This window comes from Cupriavidus sp. GW823-FHT07A04, from assembly GCF_058794615.1.
On the sequence record NZ_JBXAHA010000002.1, the window covers coordinates 297185 to 311200 of the forward strand.

Consider the following 14016-nt stretch of genomic DNA (forward strand, 5'->3'; position numbering starts at 1 on the left):
GGCCATGCGCACCGCGGTGCGCGCCAACATCGCCGCGCCCTGCGCCGAAGCCCCGCGCGGCAGCGGCCTGGTTTACCTGATGGGGCCCTCCGGCAGCGGCAAGGACTCGCTGCTGCGCGTGATGCGCGACAAGTTGCAGGATGATGCCGGCGTACGCGTGGCGCAACGCTACATCACCCGCGCCAGCAGCGCCGATGAAGACAGCGTGGCGATCACCCCCGCGGCGTTCGAGCACCGCGTGGCGCAAGGCGGCTTTGCGCTGCACTGGCGCAGCCACGGCTTGTGCTACGGCATTGGGACCGAGCTTGACGACTGGCTGGCGCAGGGCTTGTGCGTGGTCGTGAACGGGTCACGCGAGCACCTGGCCGCCGCCCACGCGCGCTATCCGGCCCTGCACGCCGTGCAGGTCAGCGTGCGCCTGCACGTGCTGGGAGAGCGCCTGCGGCTGCGCGGCCGCGAGGACGAGCAAGCCATCGTGCGGCGCCTGCAGCGCGCCGGCGAGCCGTTCGCCGTGCCGGCAGGGTGCCGGCTGACGGTGATCGACAACAGCGGCGCACTGGAGGACGCGGCAAGCGCGTTGATGCGGCTCACGCACGAGCGCACGCGCCAGCACCAGAATCAGCAACAGCCGTAGGGTCCCGCTCCGGGCCCGCCACCACCCCGGCATCATGCAGCCGGCCTACGGCGGCGCCATCGAGCCCCAGGACTTCATGCAGCACCTGGTCGGTATGCGTGCCCAGCAACGCAGCAGGCATGGTTGCCTCGCGCTCCATCGACGCAACCCGCACCGTCGCGCCGGCCGCAAGATGTTCGCCGATCCCTGGGGTCGCAATGCGCTCGAACACCGGATTGGCAAGGCTGACACGCGGATCGCCGGCCAGCAACTCGCCGACCGTGCTGTAGCGGCCCCAGCAGACCTTGCGCGCTTCCAGCAAGCGCTCCGCCTCTGCCTGCTTGCGGGTGGCAAACCAGGGTGCAACCAGTTCGGCAATGGCCTCGCGGCAGGCAAAGCGATCGGCCTCGTCGCCCAGGTTCAGGCCCGTGCGCTGCTCCAGCGCAGTCACCTGCCCGGCGATGCCGCAAGCCTCCACCAGCGCCTTCCATTGCCCCGCCGAGATCGCCGCCACCATCAGGCGGCCACCGTCCAGCGTGCCAAAGTCGCGGCCGAAGGCGCCATACAGGTGATTGCCGATCGACGGCCGCTCCTGCTGCAGCAATTCGGCCTCGGCCAGCAGGCCAAGATGCGACAGCATGGTGAAGGCCATGTCGGACAACGCCAGCTTCAGCTGCGCGCCTGCGCCCGTGCGCCGGCGTTGCTCCACCGCGGCGACCACGGCAAAGGCGGCCTGGTAGGCGCAGGCAATGTCCCAGGCCGGCAGCACATGGTTGACCGGCCGCTCGCGCGACCCGCCGCCGGTGACAGCCGGATACCCGGTGGCGCAATTGACGGTGTAGTCCACCGCCGTGCTGCCGTCGCCGTTGCCCTGGATGGTGCAGCTGATCATGTCCGCGCGCCGCGCGGCCAGCGCCTCGTGCGCGAGCCACGCTGTGCCGATATTGGTCAGCAGTACGCCCGCATCCGGCCCGGGCGCCGTCGCCAGCGCCTGCACCAGTTCACGCCCTTCGGGCTTGTGCAGGTCGACCGCGATGCTTCGCTTGCCCTTGTTCAGCGCGGTCCAGTACAGGCTGCGTCCCTTGCCGCCGGCCTGCGGCATGCGCGGCATGCGCATGTAGTCAATGCCGCCGCCGATCATGTCCACGCGGATCACGTCAGCGCCGAACTGGGCCAGCGTGAGGCCGGCCAGTGGCGCCGCGATAAAGGCCGAGCTTTCGATCACGCGCAGCCGGTTGAGGAATGGATAGGTCATGGGAGCGGTCCGGTCCGTAGTGGCGTAGTGGCGTAGTGGCCGCGTCAGGCGCGCTCGAATACGGCGGCAATGCCCTGCCCGCCGCCGATGCACATGGTTTCCAGGCCGTAGCGCGCACCGCGCCGGCCCAGCTCGTGCATCAGCGAGGTCATGATGCGCACGCCGGTGGCGCCCACCGGATGCCCCAGCGAGATGCCGGACCCGTTCACATTGAAGCGATCCGGATCATTCCAGCCCCAGCCCTTGGCGCAGGCCAGCGCCTGGCAGGCAAAGGCTTCGTTCAGTTCCACCAGACCCATGTCGTCAAAGCCCAGCCCGTTCTTGCCGAACAGCTTCTTGACGGCTGGCACGGGGCCAATGCCCATGTGCGACGGCTCGCAACCAGCCACGGCCCAGCTATGCAGGTAGCCGATGGGCGCCAGGCCAAGCGCTTCCAGCTTGTCTTCGGCCACGATCAGGCAGGCGGCGGCGGCATCGTTCTGCTGGCAGGCGTTGCCGGCAGTGACGATGCCGTCCTTCATCAGGGGCTTGAGCCGTGCGAGCTGCTCGATGGTGAGATCCCCACGGATGCCCTCGTCCTCGCTCACGATCAGCGCCTCGCCCTTGCGCTGCGGCACGCTGACCGGCACCACTTCCTGCGCGAACTTGCCGCTGGACCAAGCGGCAGCGGCGCGCTGATGGCTGCGCAGCGCAAAGGCATCGGCCTCCTCGCGCGAGATGCCGTAGTCGCGTGCCAGGTTCTCGGCTGTCTCGATCATGCCGGAGATGCGGCCGAAGCGGGCTTCGGGCTGCGAGCGTTCGCGCCCGCGCTCCAGACGGTCGTGGAACTTCACGGTGCCGGCGCGCTTGCCCCAGCGCATGTCGGTGGTGTAGTACTCCACGTTGCTCATGCTCTCGACGCCGCCGGCCATCACGACATCGGCGACGCCGGTCTGCACCATCATCGCAGCCGTGGCGATCGCCTGCAGGCCGCTGCCGCAGCGGCGGTCCAGCTGCATGCCGGCAACGCTGATCGGAAAGCCGGCCTGCAGCGCTACCCAGCGGCCGGTGCAAGGCACTTCGCCGTTGGCGTAGGAATGCGCGAACACCACATCCTCGATACGGGCCGGATCCAGGCCCGTGCGCTCGACCACGGCGCGCGCCACGGTAGCGCCGAGTTCTTCGACAGAGATACTGCGCAGGCTGCCGCCGAACGCGCCGATGGGCGTGCGCAGCGGGGAGACGATTGCGGCTCGTTTCATGATGGCATCCTTTGTTCTTGATGCAGTTCGTCAGTGCCGAACCGCGGGGTTTCCCTGGCGAAGAAGGCACGCACGCCTTCCTGCGCTTCCTTGGAACTGAAGACGCGGTCCGACAGCGGCAGCGCCTGGCGCATCGCCTCGTCTTCGGTGGTGTCAAAGCTCAGGTCGATGGCCTGCTTGCACAGCGCCAGCGCCAGCGGCGGGCGCTGTGCCAGCGTGGCCGCCAGCGCCAATGCCGCTTGCAGCGCCTGGCCCGGCGGGGCCACGCGGTTGACCAGGCCCCAGGCCAGCGCGGTGGCTGCATCGATAGGCTCGCCCAGGAACATCAGCTCCTTGGCGCGCCCTTCGCCCACGCGCCGCGTGACGCGCACCGGGCCGCCGCTGCCGGGGAACACGCCCAGCTTGATCTCGGGCAGCGCGAAGCGCGCCGTCTCGTCCGCCACGATCAGGTCGCAGCAGACCGCGATCTCCAGGCCGCCGCCGAACGCCAGGCCATTGACCGCCGCCACCGTCGGCTTCGGGAAATCGTCCAGCCGCCCGAACACCGCATGCTGCAGGGCGAGCTTGCCCGGCACGATCTGCCCGGGCCGCATCAGCGGCCGGAACTCGGCGATATCGGATCCCGCGCAGAAGGCACGGGTGCCGGCGCCGGTCAGCACCACGGCGCGCACGGCGGGATCGCGTTCCAGCGCATCCAGCGCACGGTCAAGCGCCTCGGTCAAGCCACGGAAAACCACGTTCAGCGGCGGGTTGTCCAGCGTCAGCGTAGCAATGCCGTCTTTGGCGGAGCAACGCACCGGCCCTGCCGAGATCTCAGCCATAGCGCCCACCGGTGACGTGCAGCACCTCGCCGGTAATGAAGCTGGCGCGCTCCGAAGCCAGGAAGGCCACCGCATCGGCGATGTCGCCCGGCCGGCCAACCCGCTTGATCGGCTGCGCGGCGACGGCCCGCTCCTTGATGGTCTCGTAGGTGGGCAAGGCCTGCACCATCTCGGTTTCCATGAAGCCAGGCGCCACGCAATTGACTGTCACGCCGTAGCGCCCTTCCTCCAGCGCCAGCGCCTTGGCCATACCGATCAGCCCGGCCTTGGCCGCCGCGTAATTGGCTTGCGTGGGATTGCCGAAGTGCGCGCGCGAGCTGATATTGATGACCCGCCCCCAGCCTTGTTCGATCAAACGCGGCATCACGGCCTTGGTAGCCAGGAAAGCGCCCTTGAGCATGACCTCCATCACCAGGTCCCAGTCCTCCTCGGTCATCTTGACGAGGTACTTGTCGCGCGGAAAACCGGCGTTATTGACCAGGATGTGCACCCCGCCAAAATGCGCGACGGCTTCATCCACCAGCCGCTGCACGTCGGCGCCCTTGGTGATGTCGGCGACGATGCAATGCGCCTGCAAGCCATCGGCGCGCAGCGCGGCGGCCGTGGCTTCGGCCTGCTCGCGCAGGATGTCCGTGATCACCACCTTGACGTCCTCTTGCGCCAGGTGGCGTGCCGTAGCCGCGCCCAGCCCGCGGGCCGAGCCCGTGACGATGGCGACTTTGTCCTTGATCTGCAGATCCATTCGGTTCTCCTCGGAATACGTGTGTCGGGATGGCTGCGCAAGCAGCGTCAGATTGGAGCCGGCGGCTGGCTCAGGTCCACGCGCCCGGCGTTGAGCACCACCACACCGCGTTCCAGCGCCGTGGTGCGCAGCGACACCACCGGGCCATCGACCCAGATCGCCGTGCGCAGCGTTTCGCCGGGCAATACCGGAGCGGTAAAGCGCACCCGCATGCCGCGCACCGTGGCGGCGTCGTAGGCCAGCACGGTTTTCAGCACGGCGTGCATGGCGATGCCCATGGTGCACAGGCCATGCAGGATGGGCCGCGAGAACCCGGCCGCCTGCGCCACCGCCGGGTCGGCGTGCAAGGGATTGAAGTCCCCGTTGAGCCGGTACAGCAGCGCAGCCTGCGGCAGCGTCCCCAGATCGCACACGGCGTCCGGTTCGCGCTCGGGCATCGCATGCGGCGGCGGCGGCGTGCCCGCCCTGGCGCCGCCGGCGGCAAAGCCGCCATCGGCGCGCAGCATGGTGGTCTGGGTGACGGTGGCCAGCAACTCGCCGGTGGCCGCGTCATGCACCTGGCGCTCCTGCATCATCAACGCGCCTTTATCCGGGCCTTTGTCGTACAGCGCGGTGACCTTGTTCCGGCCAACTACCCGCCCCTGCGCCGGCAACGGCCGGTGCAGCACGAACGCCTGCTCGGCGTGCACCAGCTTGCGCCAGGTGATGCCGGTGTCCGGCTGGTCGGCCCAGAAGCCGCTGTAACCCAGCACGTTGACCAGCGTGGGCAGCGCCTGCAGGCCGCCGCGCGCGTGCTCATAGACGTAGCGCAGCTGGCCAGCGTCGAGCGGATCGGCGCCCAGGCCGATGCCCAGCGCATAGCACATGCTGTCGCGCGCGCTGTAAGCCTGCTCGACGGGCGCGAACTGGCGGCTGAGGAGATGCTTGGGGTCGAGTGGCATGGCGTGTTGTCTGCAGTTGTCTGCTGGATGGTGACGGCGTCAGGCGCGCGGCGTACAGGCGCTCGGCGGGTACCAATTCCTCGCGCACAAAGCGCCGGATGCTGTCGCCCAGGGCGTTGAGGGTTTCGGCGTCGCGAATCATCCGGGTAGCTCCGTCACCTCGATCACGGCGTCGACGGCAAAGGCGCCCCGTCCTTGCGGCATCGCAAACACCGGATTCAGGTCCACCGATTGCAGGCGCGGGCCGGCCTGGTGCGCAAACACAGACAGCCGCGCCAGCATGCCCGCCAGCGCCTTGATATCCACTGGCGGCTTGCCGCGCGCACCCAGCAGCAGCGGCGCGCCCTTGATGGAGCGGATCATCTGCTCGGCCACGTCCTCGCCGAACGGGCAACGGTGCAGCACCACGTCCTTCATCACTTCCACAAAGATGCCGCCCAGCCCGAACATGGCCACCGGGCCAAAGACGGGATCGCGCTGGATGCCGAGAATGCATTCCACGCCGCCGCTGAGCTGTTTGGCGACCAGCACGCCTTCGAGGCGCGCGCCCGGCACGGCCTCCTTGCCGCGTGCAATCAACAGACCGAAGCCAGCACGCACGCCTTCGGCATCGGTGACGTTCAGCAGCACGCCGCCGATCTCGGACTTGTGCTGGATGCCCGGCGACAGGATCTTGAGCACCACGGGATAGCCCAACGCCTCGGCCGCCGCCACCGCCTCGCTGGCCGTGGCGCAAGCGCGTTCTGGGGCCACGGCGATGCCAGCCTGCGCCAGCACGCGCTTGGCCTGCGCCTCGCTAGGCATGCTGTCAGGCAGCTCCACCGCGGGCACCGAGGGCGGCGGCAAGCTGGGAGCGCGCTCAAACGCTTGCCCAAAACGGCCCATGGCTTCGATGGCCACCACCGCGCGGGTGGGATCCTCGAACACGGTGAAGCCGTCGGCCTCGTACTCGCGCACACGCTCGGGCGAGGCCAGCACCGACAGCAGGTACAGCCGGTCCGGATGCTTGTCGCGCACGCCCTTTAGCTGCTCGCGCAGGCGCGGCGCGATGGAGTCGGCGCCGCCTGTGTAGGTAAAGAAACCCAGCACCGACTGGTAGCCGCCCTCGGCCACCACCGCTTGCGTGAAGCGGCCCGCGATGGTCATGTCGTTCAGGAACTGCGCCGTGCAGTCCACGGGGTTGCGCGGCGCGGCAAAGGGCAGCAACGCTTTCAGGCGCTCCTGGGCCGCCGGGGGCATCTCCGGCATCGGCAAGCCAACCACTTCCGCCGCATCGGAAATAATGACGCCGGCGCCGCCACTGACGGTAATCACGCCCAGGGAATTGTTGGCGGGATAGATGCGGCGCGTGGCCAGCCGTGCCACGTCGAGCATATGCTCGGTGGAGCGCGCCCGCACCACGCCGAACTCGGCCAGCACGGCATCGGTCACCGCGTCGTTGCCGGCCAGCGAGGCCGTGTGCGACTGCGCCGCCGCGCTGCCCACCGCGCTGGTGCCGACCTTCATCATGACCACCGGCTTGCGCGCCTTGCGCGCGGCCTCCAGCGCCTGCATCAGGCGCTGCCCGTCGCGTATGCCCTCGGAGTAGACCGCGATCACATCGGTGTTGTCGTCGTCCACCATGGCGTGGACGATGTCGCCCAGGCTGATGTCGCTCTCGTTGCCGCTCATCACGCAGGCCGACACGCCAATGCCTGCATCGCGCGCAATGCCCAGGATGTGGCTGCCATACGCGCCGGACTGGCTGGCAATGCCGACCCGCCCCGCCGCCGGAAAGCCCATTTCCACCACCGAGGTGAAGCTGCCGTAAAAGCCGGTGCCGGGATTGACCACGCCCAGCGAGTTCGGGCCAAGCAGGCGCATGCCGGTTTTGCGCGCCGAAGCCACCATGCGTTGCTGGATCTGCGCGCCCTCGTCCCCGGCCTCGGCAAACCCTGCGGAAAACACAATGGCCGCCGCCGTGCCGCGTGCCGCTAGTTCCGCCACCACGTCGGGCGCCAGCTTGGCGGCCACCGCCACGATGGCCACGTCCGGCGTCTGCGGCAGGTCAGCCACGCTGGCGTAGGCTTCCAGGCCCTGGATGGTGGCGCGATTGGGATTGACCGGCATCAGGCGGCCCTGGTACCCCTGGCTGCGCATGTAGTCGATAGGCCGGCCGCCGATGCGCAGCGGATCGTCCGAGGCGCCGATGACGGCGACGGAACGCGGACGAAGGAGACGCACAAGGGGATGACGGTCTGGCATGGCGAGATCGCTTGCAAGAAAAACAGTGGCGGCGGAAGGGGAATAGGAAAAAGAAGAGGAGCGGATCGGGTCGGGGCGGCACCCGCCCCTGCCTTCGCAAATCCGGCTTACTCGACTTTGGCGCCGGAAGTCTTGACGACCTTTGCCCAACGGTCGATCTCCGAGCGGATCAACGCGCCGAATTGCTCTGGCGTGCCCGGCGACGGCTCGAAGCCCTGGGCGCGCAGGCGCTCCTTCATCTCCGGCGCGTCCAGCGCCTTGTGGATCTCGGCGTTGAGCTTGTCAATGATCGGCTTGGGCGTGCTTGCCGGCGCCATCAGCCCGTTCCACGCCAGGGTCTCGAAGCCAGGCACGCCGGACTCCGCCACCGTTGGCACGTTAGGCAGCAGCGGCGAGCGCTTGGCGCCGGTGATGGCGATCGCACGCAGCTTGCCGCCATTGACCTGCGGCAGCGCCGAGAACATCAGGTCCATCACCAGTTGCGCATTGCCCGCCATCACGTCCGCCATGGCAGGCGCGCTGCCGCTGTACGGGATGTGGGTCATCTTCACACCAGCCATCGAACTCAGCAGCTCGGTAGCCAGGTGCGTGGACGAGCCGTTGCCCGCCGAGCCGAAGTTGATCGATCCCGGCTTGGCCTTGGCCGCGGCGATCACGTCCCGCACCGTCTTGTAAGGCAGCGACGGGGTCACCATCACCAGCATCGGGCCGCGCGTCAGCTCGCTCACCGGGGTGAGGTCGGTCTTGATGTTGTAGCGCAGGTTCTTGTAGAGCGAAGGGTGAATCGAATGCCCCGTCGTCACCAGCAGCAGCGTGTAGCCGTCGGGCGCCGCGCGGGCCACCTGCTCCGCGCCCAGGTTGCCGGAGGCGCCGGGCTTGTTTTCGACCACGAACGGCTGGCCCATGCTGTCACCCAGCTTCTGCGCCAGCAGGCGCACAACGATGTCATTGGTGCCGCCCGGCGGGTAAGGCACGACGATCTTGACGGGCTTGGCAGGAAAAGCCTGCGCCAGGCTAAGCGCGGGCAAGGTGAGAGCGGCGGTGGCCGCAACGGCAGCGGCAAGCCAGCGTTTCGTGCTGATCATCGATTGTCTCCGGTCTGAGGTCAGGCGCAGCCAAACGTGTGTTCGGCGCCCTCGGCTTCTTTGTGCCTGTTTCAGAAACAATCGTAAGCAATGTCATATACTTAATCCAATACTTTACATACGCATAGCTATACACGAGGTATATGGATGGACCTGCGTCAACTCAAGCAATTCGTAGCCGTCGCCGAGACCAGCAGCTTCAGCCGGGCGGCAGAGCGGCTGTTCATGGCACAGCCGCCGCTTTCCGTCGCCATCCGCAAACTGGAGGAAGAACTCGGCACGCCCTTGTTCGAGCGCACTGCCCGCGGGGTACGGCTGACCGCCCCCGGCGAAGCCGCCCTGCAAGCCGCCAGGAAATGCCTGCAGAATGCGGAAGAAGTCAGCGCGGCCGCGCGTGCGACCGCCACCGGCGAAGCCGGACGGCTACGCATCGGGTTTATCGGCTCGGTCACGTTCGGTTTGCTGCCGCGGCTGATACAGGCGTTCACCAAGCGCCACCCGCAGGTCAAGCTGGAGTTGCGCGAAGGCACCAACCTCGAACTGCTATCGCTGGTGGAAAACGGCGAGCTCGACGTGGGCTTCGTGCGCGTGCCCACCGCCCGCCCGGAGAACGTCCGCTTCCAGCTGATCCAGACCGACGTGTTCTGTGCCGCGCTCCCGCGCGGCCACGCACTGGCCAAGCAGAAGCAGGTCGCCTTGCACGACCTCGCCGACTGTCCCCTGATCGGCTACACGCCCTCACGCGTGGGCGGCCTGCAAGCCGCGGTGTCGCACCTGTTCGCACGCGCCGGCATCAGCCCCTACATCGCGCAGGAAGCCGTACAGGTGCAGACCGTGGTAGGGCTGGTGGATAGCGGGCTCGGGGTCGCCCTGGTGCCATCGGTCAACGCATCGCACTCATCGGGCCGCGTCGTGTTCCGCCCGATCTCCGACCTGCCGCCGGATGCGTCGATCGGCATTTCCCTGGCGTATCACGCGCTGGCCGAAACCGCTGTCACGCAGCGCTTTCGCGAAAGTATCGAGGCGCCGGCGGAGAAGGCGCCTAGGGCCGAGGGGGAAACGGCCAGGCGGAGTGCGGGCAAGCGGATGGGATAGCGCTACTGTCAGAGGTGCACCGCGGCCACCGGCAACCCGACGCTAAAACTGGTCCCGTGCTCCGTAAACCCAAGCCGCCGGTAGAACTGATGCGCCTGCAGCCGGCGCGCGCTGGACGATAGCGCCAGCTTGGAGGCGCCCGCCTCTTCGGCCAGCCGCATGGCGGCGTGCATCATGGCCGTGCCTACGCCGGTGCCGCGCGCGTCGTGGGTCACCACCACGCTTTCCACGATGGCCTCGCTGCGGCCGTCGTGCGCCAGCACCGGGAACACCAGCAGGCAGAACGTGCCGAGCGCTTCGCCGGCGGCGCTGCGCATCAGGTAGCAGCGATAGTGCGGCATCGCCTTGAGCTGGGCGAACAGCGCGCGCATGCGCTGCAAAGGCAGCGGCGTCTCGTTGTCCATTTCGGAGAGCAAGGCGGCCACCTGCAGCAGTTCGGCATCGGTGCCGGTCACTTCGTGCAGGGTCGGGCCGCCGCTGGTGCGGCGTGCATCTGGCAGGTCCATGCGGATATCGGTTTCGAGTGAGATTGCTTAGGTGCGATGCCGGTCAGGGCGCGCGGCGCAGGCAGCGCGCCACCATCGGCAGGTAGTGCTCCAGCGGCGGCGTGGCAAGGCCGACGACCTTGGCCAGGTCGTCGTAGCGGCGCAGGCGCACGGCTGCCGGCCCGTGGGGATGGGCGACGAACGCCTCCGCCTGGGTGGCGCCAAAGGGGCCGCCCTGCAGTGCCAGGCTGTGTTGCGAGGCAGGCGACAGGGTGGCCTGGTAGCCCGGCTCGGTAGCGCACAGGTAGCGCTTGGCGGCCACATGCATGCGCACCGGCTCGGTCACCTCCGGCCCAAACCCGACCGCGAGCAGGTCGGCGCCGACTTCTTGGTGGCGCAGATCGATGGTGCTGTCCTCGGACATCACGAGGTGGCCGAGGTCGTGCAGCAGGCTGGCAACGATCAGCGGCTCAGGGTCGCCGGCCTGCTCGGCCAGCTGCGCGCACTGCAGCGCATGTTCGGTCTGGGTGATGGCCTCGCCGCCGTAGAAGGCGGTGCCGTGGCCGGAGAAGAGGATTTCGATGCGCCTGAGGATCGTCATGGTGATTTGTGTGTTCGGGCTGGTGTCGTGAGGCGGCTTGAGACGGTTTAAGGCGGCTTAAGGCGGCCTGAAGCCGCTGTCAAACCAGCGCCTTGCGGATCCGGGCGGACAGCAAATCGATGACCGTGACAAAGCCAACAATGATGATGATCACCGCGCAGGTCTCGGCATACTGGAAGCTGCGGATGATCTCCCACAGCACGGTGCCGATGCCGCCAGCGCCGACGATGCCAAGCACCGTGGCCGAGCGCACATTGGATTCGAAGCGGTACAGCGCATAAGAGATCCACAGCGGCAGCACCTGCGGGATCACGCCGTAGACCACCTCTTCGAGCGCGCTGGCGCCGGTGGCGCGCACGCCTTCCACGGGGCGCGGGTCGATGGCCTCCACGGCTTCCGAGAACAGCTTGGCGAGCACGCCGGTGGTGTGCACCCACAGCGCGAGCACACCGGCGAAGGGGCCCAGCCCCACCGCCACGATAAACAGCATGGCGAACACCATCTCATTGATGGCGCGGCAGGCATCCATCACGCGGCGCATCGGCTGGTAGACCCAGGCCGGCACGATATTGGCGGAACACGCCAGCCCCAGCGGCACGGCAAACACGATGGACAGGAAGGTGCCCCAGATCGCGATCTGCACGGTCACCAGCATCTCGTCCAGGTAGATGCGCCAGTCACGGAAACTGGGCGGAAAGAAGTCGGCAGCGAATTTCGCCATGTTGCCGGAGTCCCTCCACAGATCGAGCGGACGCATGTCGGCGCCCTGCCACGACATGACCAGCAAGGCGAGCACCACCGCCCAGACGAACATGACAGGCAGGCTGGCACGCGGCGGACGGACGGCACGAGGCGGAGTGGCTGGGATCATGGTGGGGTTGGCGCAAGGATGCATGAGTACTCGGGCTAAAGCAAAGGTGAGGCGACGGTGTGCGGCCCGCCCCGGCTTGGGGGCGGGCCGCGCATAGTGCTTGACTATGGGCGCGTTACTGCGCGCTGGCGGCGATCTTGTCCAGCTCAGCCAGCTTGCTGCTCAGGTCGGCGAGGCGCTTTTCCTTGTCCGGCGCGGCCATCGTGGTGTCGGACTCGATCTTGGTCTTCTCGCGGGCCAGCTCGATCTGGCGGATCGGCACCAGCTGCTTGTCGTTGGACGCACGGAAGCCCTGGTAGGTCAGCTTGGCAAGGTTCTCTTTCTCGCGGGCGGCGTCGGCACCCTTGCCGTAGTTCACGAAGAAGGCCTGTACCTTGGCCTTGACATCGGCCGGCAGGTCCTTACGGTAGACCAGCGGATCCGCCGGGATCAGCGGCGACTTCCACAGCACGCGCACCTGGTCATAGGCGTTCTTGCCGGTGTTGATGCGGTAGCGCTCCATGTTCTCGGTGTTGTTGACCGCCACGTCGACCTGCTTGTTCAGCACGGACAGCAGGTTGGTTTCGTGGTTGCTCACACGCACCGTCTTGAAAAAGGTCTTCGGCTCGATCTTGTGGGCGCCCCACAGGTAGTGGCCCGGCACGGCGGTGCCCGAGGTGGAGTTCGGATCGCCCGCGCCATAGCTCAGCGACTTGCCTTGCTTGAGCACATCGTCCAGCGTCTTGAGGTTGCTGTCCTTGTTGACGATCAGGAGCGACCAGTAGCCGGGGTTGCCGTCCTTGTCGATCACCGAGGCGAACACCTCGCCGTTGGCGCGGTCCACCGCTTCGATGGCGGACTTGTTGCCGAACCAGGCAATCTGCACCTTGTTGAAGCGCATGGCTTCGATGATGCCGGCGTAGTCGGAGGCGAAGAACGGCTTGACCTGCACGCCCAGCTGTTTGCTCAGGTCATCGACCACCGGCTGCCAGGCGGACTTCAGGTTGGACGAGGTTTCCGTCGAGATAAAGCCCATGTTGAGGACCTTGCCTTCCTGGGCAAAGGCGGGCAGCGAGAGCGCGCCAGCGGCGCTCGTGACGATCAGGGCGAGAAGGGTTCTGCGCAGCATGAGGGAACTCCGAGGAAAAACCTTGTTGGGGGTGCTTGCGGGAAACATTGCGAAGTAATCCGGGGTCAATCAGGCCGCCGCCAGGCCACCGTGCAGCATGGCGGGCGCGGCAACCTCCAGCCCCGCGCCGTCGGGCAGCAGCTCGGCGGCTTCCGTGCCATACAGCTCGCGCAGCATGGCCGGGGTCAGCGCGGCGGACGGGCCGTCGTAGACCACCTTGCCGTGGCGCAGCGCGACCACGCGCGGGCAATAGCGCATCGCCACATCCACTTGGTGCAGCGACACCACCACTGCCACGCGGCGCGCTCGGTTGATCTGCGCCAGCAACTCCATCACGCGCCGCGCGGATTCGGGATCCAGCGAAGCGATCGGCTCGTCGGCCAGGATCACCCGCGCGTTCTGCACCAGTGTGCGGGCAATGGCCGCGCGCTGCTGCTGGCCGCCCGACAAGGTGGATGCCCGCCGAAAGGCATAGTCGTCTATACCAACCTGGGCAAGCGCTTCGAGCCCTGCGTCGATCTCGCCGACACGGAAGAAGCGGATCAGGCTGCGCCACAGCGGCACGCGCGGCAGCATGCCGGTCAGCACGTTCGTGATCACCGGCAGGCGGCCCACCAGGTTGAACTGCTGGAATACAAAACCGATCTCTGCCCTTGCCGCGCGCACATCACGCGCCAGCCGGCCGCCTTGCTGGATGGCCCGGCCATTGACCAGCACCTCGCCAGCGCCGCCCGCATCGGCAGCGATAAACCCCGCCACGTGGCGCAGCAACGTGGACTTGCCCGAGCCCGAGGCACCCAGCAGCGCCACCATTTCACCAGGGGCAACGGCAAGGCTCACGTTATCCAGCGCCTTGCGTCCCGCCTGGAACGACTTGGACAGGCCGCGCACTTCAATCGCATGCGTCATCCCAC

The 14016-nt window shown here is 67.6% G+C and carries 14 protein-coding genes; 2 read left to right on the forward strand and 12 right to left on the reverse strand.

All coding sequences use genetic code 11. The features are described 5' to 3' along the window. Nucleotides 1-4 precede the first annotated feature (4 nt). Complete coding sequence (gene phnN, locus AC1Q7Q_RS04645; protein ID WP_492372078.1) at nt 5-634, forward strand: phosphonate metabolism protein/1,5-bisphosphokinase (PRPP-forming) PhnN; 630 nt, start codon at nt 5-7, stop codon at nt 632-634. On the opposite strand, the gene AC1Q7Q_RS04650 is transcribed toward phnN, so the two are convergent. From AC1Q7Q_RS04650 to AC1Q7Q_RS04680, 7 genes are all read right to left on the reverse strand, one after another. Further along, nucleotides 588-1868: a CoA transferase gene (locus tag AC1Q7Q_RS04650; RefSeq protein WP_492372023.1), complete on the reverse strand. Its 1281-nt coding sequence runs from the start codon at nt 1866-1868 to the stop codon at nt 588-590. The two genes, phnN and AC1Q7Q_RS04650, sit on opposite strands and share 47 nt — an antisense overlap. A 44-nt stretch (nt 1869-1912) precedes the next feature. Beyond that, nucleotides 1913-3109 carry an acetyl-CoA C-acetyltransferase gene (locus AC1Q7Q_RS04655; protein ID WP_492372024.1) on the reverse strand — a complete coding sequence of 399 codons (1197 nt, stop codon included), beginning with the start codon at nt 3107-3109 and terminating at the stop codon, nt 1913-1915. After that, complete coding sequence (locus AC1Q7Q_RS04660; protein ID WP_492372025.1) at nt 3106-3930, reverse strand: enoyl-CoA hydratase/isomerase family protein; 825 nt, start codon at nt 3928-3930, stop codon at nt 3106-3108. The genes AC1Q7Q_RS04655 and AC1Q7Q_RS04660 overlap by 4 nt, the downstream gene beginning before the upstream one ends. Continuing rightward, the gene (locus tag AC1Q7Q_RS04665; RefSeq protein ID WP_492372026.1) at nt 3923-4672 is read right to left on the reverse strand and encodes an SDR family NAD(P)-dependent oxidoreductase; all 750 of its coding nucleotides are present in this window, start codon (nt 4670-4672) and stop codon (nt 3923-3925) included. The genes AC1Q7Q_RS04660 and AC1Q7Q_RS04665 overlap by 8 nt, the downstream gene beginning before the upstream one ends. Before the next feature lie 47 nt (nt 4673-4719). Continuing rightward, complete coding sequence (locus tag AC1Q7Q_RS04670; RefSeq protein ID WP_492372027.1) at nt 4720-5613, reverse strand: MaoC/PaaZ C-terminal domain-containing protein; 894 nt, start codon at nt 5611-5613, stop codon at nt 4720-4722. A gap of 138 nt (nt 5614-5751) precedes the next feature. Next, a complete protein-coding gene (locus AC1Q7Q_RS04675) occupies nt 5752-7857 on the reverse strand; it encodes an acetate--CoA ligase family protein (RefSeq protein ID WP_492372028.1) in 2106 nt (701 codons plus the stop codon). 107 nt (nt 7858-7964) lie between these two features. Then, nucleotides 7965-8942 (reverse strand): tripartite tricarboxylate transporter substrate binding protein, encoded by a 978-nt coding sequence (locus AC1Q7Q_RS04680; RefSeq protein ID WP_492372029.1) that lies wholly within the window; start codon nt 8940-8942, stop codon nt 7965-7967. A gap of 147 nt (nt 8943-9089) precedes the next feature. Here AC1Q7Q_RS04680 and AC1Q7Q_RS04685 point away from each other — a divergent pair, with 147 nt between their 5' ends. Continuing rightward, nucleotides 9090-10037, forward strand: coding sequence for a LysR family transcriptional regulator (locus AC1Q7Q_RS04685; RefSeq protein WP_492372030.1), 948 nt, complete (start codon nt 9090-9092; stop codon nt 10035-10037). A gap of 8 nt (nt 10038-10045) precedes the next feature. Here AC1Q7Q_RS04685 and AC1Q7Q_RS04690 read toward each other — a convergent pair whose 3' ends face one another. From AC1Q7Q_RS04690 to phnC, 5 genes are all read right to left on the reverse strand, one after another. Then, nucleotides 10046-10543 carry a GNAT family N-acetyltransferase gene (locus tag AC1Q7Q_RS04690; protein WP_492372031.1) on the reverse strand — a complete coding sequence of 166 codons (498 nt, stop codon included), beginning with the start codon at nt 10541-10543 and terminating at the stop codon, nt 10046-10048. Between the two features lie 43 nt (nt 10544-10586). After that, nucleotides 10587-11123 (reverse strand): phosphonate degradation HD-domain oxygenase, encoded by a 537-nt coding sequence (locus tag AC1Q7Q_RS04695; protein ID WP_492372032.1) that lies wholly within the window; start codon nt 11121-11123, stop codon nt 10587-10589. Nucleotides 11124-11202: 79 nt separating this feature from the next. Continuing rightward, a complete protein-coding gene (phnE, locus tag AC1Q7Q_RS04700) occupies nt 11203-11994 on the reverse strand; it encodes a phosphonate ABC transporter, permease protein PhnE (protein WP_416053247.1) in 792 nt (263 codons plus the stop codon). A gap of 115 nt (nt 11995-12109) precedes the next feature. After that, on the reverse strand, nt 12110-13102 hold the full coding sequence (gene phnD / locus AC1Q7Q_RS04705; RefSeq protein WP_492372033.1) for a phosphonate ABC transporter substrate-binding protein: 993 nt from the start codon (nt 13100-13102) through the stop codon (nt 12110-12112). 69 nt (nt 13103-13171) lie between these two features. Next, nucleotides 13172-14011: a phosphonate ABC transporter ATP-binding protein gene (gene phnC, locus AC1Q7Q_RS04710; protein WP_492372034.1), complete on the reverse strand. Its 840-nt coding sequence runs from the start codon at nt 14009-14011 to the stop codon at nt 13172-13174. Nucleotides 14012-14016 lie beyond the last annotated feature (5 nt).